Origin of the sequence: Levilactobacillus paucivorans, from assembly GCF_001437125.1 — a bacterium.
Classification (GTDB): domain Bacteria; phylum Bacillota; class Bacilli; order Lactobacillales; family Lactobacillaceae; genus Levilactobacillus; species Levilactobacillus paucivorans.
This window is the reverse complement of sequence record NZ_JQCA01000012.1, coordinates 1-5,729: the sequence shown is the minus strand read 5'-3', so window position 1 is coordinate 5,729 and position 5,729 is coordinate 1. Positions and strand designations below refer to the sequence as shown.

Below are 5,729 nucleotides of genomic sequence, written 5' to 3'. Positions count from 1 at the left end.
TGGCCATGGGCCATTCTTTATTTAATTAGTGTTGCACTTAAAGTGTAAATTCAAGCTCAAAAAAAAAGAGAGTGTGAAATATTTTGTGTAAATGTATATAAAAATTCTGAATTGTATAGAGGCAGAGAATGTTCTTGAGGTATACCCTATTGGCTAATCACACATAAAAGCTTTCTTATATCATTATTTTTTTGGCAGGTACTGTGTAGGTGGAAATGAACGAATGCTTTAATAGTTTTGTGTCACAAAATAAATTTTGGAGATTTTCAGCACTCCAGTAGTTCAATGATTCCTGGCATATTCCATCAGCAAGTTTATATATTGCGTCTTTTAACAATTGGAGCTTACTTTCAGAAACTACATGAACTTTAAAGTTGGTATGTGCATCTGAAGCAAAGATGATAGAGGGGTGGAAAATAATGGAATAGAAAGTTTGACTCTGATATTTTTCCGCAAACCAATTCGAAGATGTAGTTATTTGTTCTACATCACCTTTAAAGATTTCATCACTAGCTCGTCGATTTTTATCTTCTATGACAATCTGTGTGCTTTGATCCAGCCAAAGATTATCAGGACCGCCTTCTTTGATAGCCGTTTCTGCCTCAGGCTGACTAGAATCAAATCCTAATAATTCTCCTAATCTTTGAATGCTTGCTCTAAAGTTTGTTTCGTCGGCATAGTTTGTATAAAGCAGGTCATCATTAATAGCTCGAATATGTGTAGCTAAATCATTGCTATCTTCGAAGTCATACTTTTTTATATATGGTAGATTGCAAGAATTAACCGAACACTGCGAACTGCTGAAAAACCTTTCGTGGTGATTGCCAATTGAGTGTTTTCATTGGTCTTGCATTAATCCAATGATTAATTTGATCTAATTCTTTGGCGCTAACCGTCTCAATTTTTCGCTCCTTTGGTATGAATCGCCGAACGTATCGGTTTAATATCTCATTACTTCCACGTTCTTCTGGTGAGTATGGGTGTGCAAAGTAAACTGGAATGCCTAGTTTTTGCTCGATTTCATCATATTTTACAAACTCTCGTCCTCAATCAACAGTGATTGACTTAGCATTCTCGATCCCTTGAAAAAAATGAATTAATACTGGTGTCACTGCCTGACTATTGCGACCACTAACTTGCCTCACAATATGTTGCCGACTTAATCTTTCTGTGATTGTGACAAGCACTTCACCACGTTTCTTACCCGATTGCATCGTATCAACTTCAAAGTGACCAAAATCCTGCCGTGCTTGAACACTTTTGGGTCTTGATTCAATTGAACGGCCGTGAACAAATACTTGACGTCTGCCATCAGACTGACGTTTTTGACGAATACCTTTGTCAGGTAAATCAGCTAATGACAGTTTGAGTCGGCCAGCATTGAGCCAATTATAAATCGTTTTGAAAGGTAACCCTAAAACATGAGCAGCAGTTTCTGGTGACCACTTTAAAATGCCAATGTGCTCATTCAAAAAGACAGCGATAGCTGGTGTTAGTGTGTGATGACGGCCACGTAGATGACGTTTTTTCAATGCCAATGCATGAGCAATATCAGCTTTATAGGGCGTGACTTGATGAATTTCAACAGAGGCCGTCGCAGGTGATCGGTTAATAAAACGCGCGATGGCACGAATCGAATAATTCAATTCCAGCAAAGTTTGAATGACAGTACGTTCTTGAGATGATAAACTAGTCATGAGTCGCAGTTCCTTTATGGTTGTTTTGGACAATTACCATTAAAGGCACAATTCACATAGGGAGAAGACCATTGAAATCCACCATTTTACTAGTCGAAGACGAGGCGGGCTTAGCCGACTCACTCAAAACCGAATTTGAGCTCGAGAACTTCAATGTGTTCTGGGCCAATGACGGCCTAATCGCGCTGGACATGTTCCGGCAAAACGAGGCCCAGATTGATTTAATCATTTTGGACTGGATGCTGCCGCACATTCAAGATCAAGAAACCCAGCTGATTACTGTATTGATTGGCATTGGCTGGATCGCGATGGTGGCGATATCGCGGGTGTATCTGCGCGACCACTACCTCTCTGATGTGCTCGCCAGTGTCTGCTTAGCTAGCGGCTGGTGGTTGCTGGTCACACCTGCGGAAGCCTTTATTCAAGCTAAAATGCGGCAGTTTTTACCGGAAGGGATGTTGAAATCATGGCCACATCAAAATTAACGATTGTTGTTCCTGCTTACAATGAAGAAGAGGTGCTGACGTCCTCGGTGCAAAAATTACTGGCCGTTGAAGACCAAATCGCCGCGCAAACCGTCCTCGGTCAGCGTGCCGACATCCTGATCGTCGATGATGGTTCCATGGATCACACCTGGGACATCATCGAAAAACTGCACGCCATGAATTCTCGCGTGCGCGGACTGCGTTTTTCCCGCAACTTCGGCCACCAGTCGGCGCTGATCGCCGGCATGAGTGAAGCCGTGAAAACCGCCGATATGATTGTCACCATCGATGCCGACCTCCAAGATGATCCCGACAAAATCGGCGACATGGTGGATGCCTATGCGGATGGCGCCGACATCGTCTACGGCGTCCGGAACAACCGGGAAACCGACAGCTGGTTCAAGCGCACCACGGCCCAAGGCTACTACAAGACACTCAAGCTGCTGGGCGTCGAACTCGTGCCCAATCACGCCGACTTCCGCCTGATGTCCAAGCGCGCCGTTGAAACCTTCCTGCAGTATCCAGAACGCAACATTTTCATTCGCGGCCTGATTCCTAAGCTCGGCTTCAAAACTGCCGAAGTCTTCTACAAGCGCACGCCGCGCATGGCCGGCGAATCCAAGTACCCGCTGAAAAAGATGCTGGCTTTTGCCTGGGACGGCATCACCAGCCTAACGATTGCGCCGGTGCGGCTCATTCTCATTCTGGGTACCTTGTCTTGCCTACTGGCGGTGGGCATGGTGGTTTACGCCATTGTCATGAAAATGCTGGGGCTCACCGTGCACGGCTGGTCGTTGTTGATGGTGTCGCTGTGGTTCGTTGGCGGCATCCAAATGATCAGCCTCGGGGTGATTGGTGAATACATCGGCAAGCTCACCACCGAAGTTAAACATCGCCCGCGCTACACGGTGCAAACGATTCTGGATTGAGGTGAGGGTATGAAAAAGATTAAACCCGCCTTTCTGCCAGCAATTTTAATCCTCTGCCTGCTCATTGGCAGCATCGGTAACCTGACCAGTGTGCTCGGGGTGCCGGCGCTGTTGGTGGTAGTGCTCCTGGGCGCGGGGCTTTACTTCGGGGCGCCCCGACTTGACCATTTGTCTACAAGGCAGCTGCGCTGGGGCATTGGCCTTGGCTTACTGGCGATGCTGATTGCCCAGGTGGTCGTGTTGCACGTGATGCCCAACACCGTTTACCACGATCCGTACCGGGTACTGTCGCAAGCCGACCAGCTCGCCGCCGGCCACATGACCTGGGATATCACCTACTTCTGGCGCTACGCCAATAACGTGCCGCTGGCTTATCTGCTCTCCCTGTGGTTGCGGCTGACGCAACTGGTGGGCTTAAGCACCAATCTTTCGGTGCACCTGCTGAGTATCTTGGTGTTGGACAGCTTTATTGCCCTGGCGCTGCATACGATTTGGCAGCTCAGCCAGCGCGCCAGCCTGCTGGTCGTGGCCTTCGGTTTCTTTGCCTTGTCGCCGTTTGCCTACACCTACTACCTGCAAGTCTTTTACTCCGACTTACCGACGATGCTGGTGCTGCTCATCATCATACGCAGCCTGCTGAACTGGTCGCAGAAAACATCGCGCCAGCGCTGGTTTGCCGGCAGCGGACTAGTTGTTGCCGTGATGCTCGGCGCCATGCTCAAGCCTAATCTGGTGGTCTTGTTGCCAGCTCTGCTGATTGTCGGCCTGATTCTGGCCCGTCAGCACCTCTGGCGACAAGCCAAACTGACCCTGCCCATCCTCTTGATTGTGCTGGGCTTCGGGCTGAGTCTGCCGGCGACCAAAGTCTTTGACGTGGCAGCCAATTATCAACCCCGCACCGCCTTTTCGTTCCCGGCGACCCACTGGATCTTGATGGGCTACAACCAGCACAGCAACGGCGGCTACTCCGGCAAGGATGTCGGACGTGCCATCAAGCAGCCCAGCCAAGCCGACCGCCAGCGGTACAATTTGAAAACCATCCCCAAGCGCATCAAAACTCTCGGGGTGGTTGGCGTCATCCGGTTGTGGGTAGTGAAGTTAGGCATCGTGCTCAATGTCCAAGGCATTCAGCGCTGGTACAACGGCGGCTTCCGCGCCGCACCTAGTTGGTACAGTAATCATGCTGGCTTCTATCAGGGACTGACCGTGATTGGCTATGTGGCCGCGACCCTGCTCATGTGGGGCGCACTGATGCTGAAGCTCTTGCGGTGGCGGCCAGATCTGACCGACCCGCATCAAATCCTTGCACTGCTGGCGGTGACCACTGCCCTTGGCTACCTGGCTTTCCACACCCTACTGTGGGAAGTTGAACCGCGCTATGGTCAAGCCATTTTGCCGCTGCTCTGGGTGGCTTTGGCGGCCATCCCGCGTCAGGCCAGCCAGTCGCGTCCCCGCTGGGCGAACCAAGCTAGCCTCCTCAATGGCGCCACTGCTTCACTCGTCGCCTTTGGGGCCGCTGGTGTGCTTGGCGCTCAGCTGCCACAAAAGCAAGTGATTGCCGCCCAGCGCAGTCAGCTATCCGTGCAGTATCACGCCAAGCCCAAGACCGTGACGCCAGGCACCGTGCTGGCAGAGGTGGTCGATGTGAACGCGCCAGCGAACTATTTTTCCGTTCAGATTCATGCTGGTAGTCAAGTGCAAGTCACCCTCACTAACCTTGCCACCGGGCAACATTATCGGTTAACGATGGCTGGCAGTGTGGCCCGCCTGCACCACCAGCTCGCCGCTGGGCAATATCGGATTACCGTTCAAAACCTCACCACCCGCGGCCAGCAGGTCGATGTGACCCACACCTACCATTATCAGCTCGCTGCTCACCCGCTAACGGTGAACGGCCAATCGCAGCCCACCGCCTCGTTGATTTATACCTGCATGCAGCGCTGAGAAAGGAGCCTTTTTATGGAAAAACCAATCACTACCCTTTACAGCAAATACGATACAGCCTTGCGCTACCTGATTGTTGGAGGCCTCACCACCGGCATTAATGTGGTGCTGTTCTTCGGCCTGACTCACCTCGCGATGCCGTGGTTCTGGGCGAACATTATCGCCTGGGTCCTCAGCGTGCTGTTTGCCTTCATTGCCAACAAGAAAGTCGTGTTCAACTCCGCCGACATGACCTTCCGGACTGTGGTCAAAGAAGGCGCCAGCTTCTTCACCTTGCGCGGCGCGTCACTGCTGGCGGACACGGCGATTTTGTTCATCGGCCTCACCTTAATGCACGGTTCGCCGCTGATTGTGAAGCTGATCGACCAGGTCGTCGTCATCGTGCTCAATTATGGCTTCAGCAAACTAATTTTCGCTTAACGTAAAAATGGTCCCAGCAGTGGAAACTGCCGAGACCATTTTGCTTGGCTAGCCAAGCTTGATGCCGGCATCCGCCAGCGCTGCGTCGACCACGTTCATCACAGCCAGCGAATGCGCCATCCGCTGCTTGGCGGCAGCCAAATCGTGATGCGCAATCATCGTTTCGAACGCGACGAACTCTTCGTACATGCGGTGCCGGTCAGCTACCATACCTTGATCGACAAAATTTTCTTGCACATATTTTGTCAGTAATT

Annotated in this window: 4 protein-coding genes and 2 pseudogenes; 4 read left to right on the top strand and 2 right to left on the bottom strand. The window is 50.6% G+C overall.

Annotated elements, in window-relative coordinates:
• Nucleotides 1–779: 779 nt before the first annotated feature.
• A pseudogene (locus IV54_RS00650) lies at nt 780–1,697 on the bottom strand (IS30 family transposase).
• Between the two features lie 71 nt (nt 1,698–1,768).
• Here IV54_RS00650 and IV54_RS12245 point away from each other — a divergent pair.
• The 4 genes from IV54_RS12245 to IV54_RS00630 are packed head-to-tail and all read left to right on the top strand — an operon-like array spanning nt 1,769 to nt 5,475.
• The gene (locus tag IV54_RS12245; protein WP_046870789.1) at nt 1,769–2,182 is read left to right on the top strand and encodes a phosphatase PAP2 family protein; all 414 of its coding nucleotides are present in this window, start codon (nt 1,769–1,771) and stop codon (nt 2,180–2,182) included.
• Nucleotides 2,164–3,111 (top strand): glycosyltransferase family 2 protein, encoded by a 948-nt coding sequence (locus IV54_RS00640; protein WP_046870790.1) that lies wholly within the window; start codon nt 2,164–2,166, stop codon nt 3,109–3,111. Before IV54_RS12245 ends, IV54_RS00640 begins: the two co-directional genes overlap by 19 nt.
• Before the next feature lie 9 nt (nt 3,112–3,120).
• Entirely contained in the window at nt 3,121–5,055 is a 1,935-nt protein-coding gene (locus tag IV54_RS00635) for a hypothetical protein (RefSeq protein WP_057877478.1), read from the top strand.
• A 15-nt stretch (nt 5,056–5,070) separates the two neighbouring features.
• Nucleotides 5,071–5,475, top strand: coding sequence for a GtrA family protein (locus tag IV54_RS00630; protein ID WP_011178835.1), 405 nt, complete (start codon nt 5,071–5,073; stop codon nt 5,473–5,475).
• Nucleotides 5,476–5,523: 48 nt separating this feature from the next.
• Here IV54_RS00630 and IV54_RS00625 read toward each other — a convergent pair.
• Nucleotides 5,524–5,729: pseudogene (locus tag IV54_RS00625) on the bottom strand (MobA/MobL family protein); the annotation flags it as partial.

What these genes read in the sequence shown, in the direction of transcription:
- IV54_RS00630 (WP_011178835.1), top strand. Translation starts at nt 5,071, where the DNA reads ATGGAAAAACCAATCACTACCCTTTACAGCAAATACGATACAGCCTTG.
- IV54_RS00635 (WP_057877478.1), top strand. Translation starts at nt 3,121, where the DNA reads ATGAAAAAGATTAAACCCGCCTTTCTGCCAGCAATTTTAATCCTCTGC.
- IV54_RS00640 (WP_046870790.1), top strand. Translation starts at nt 2,164, where the DNA reads ATGGCCACATCAAAATTAACGATTGTTGTTCCTGCTTACAATGAAGAA.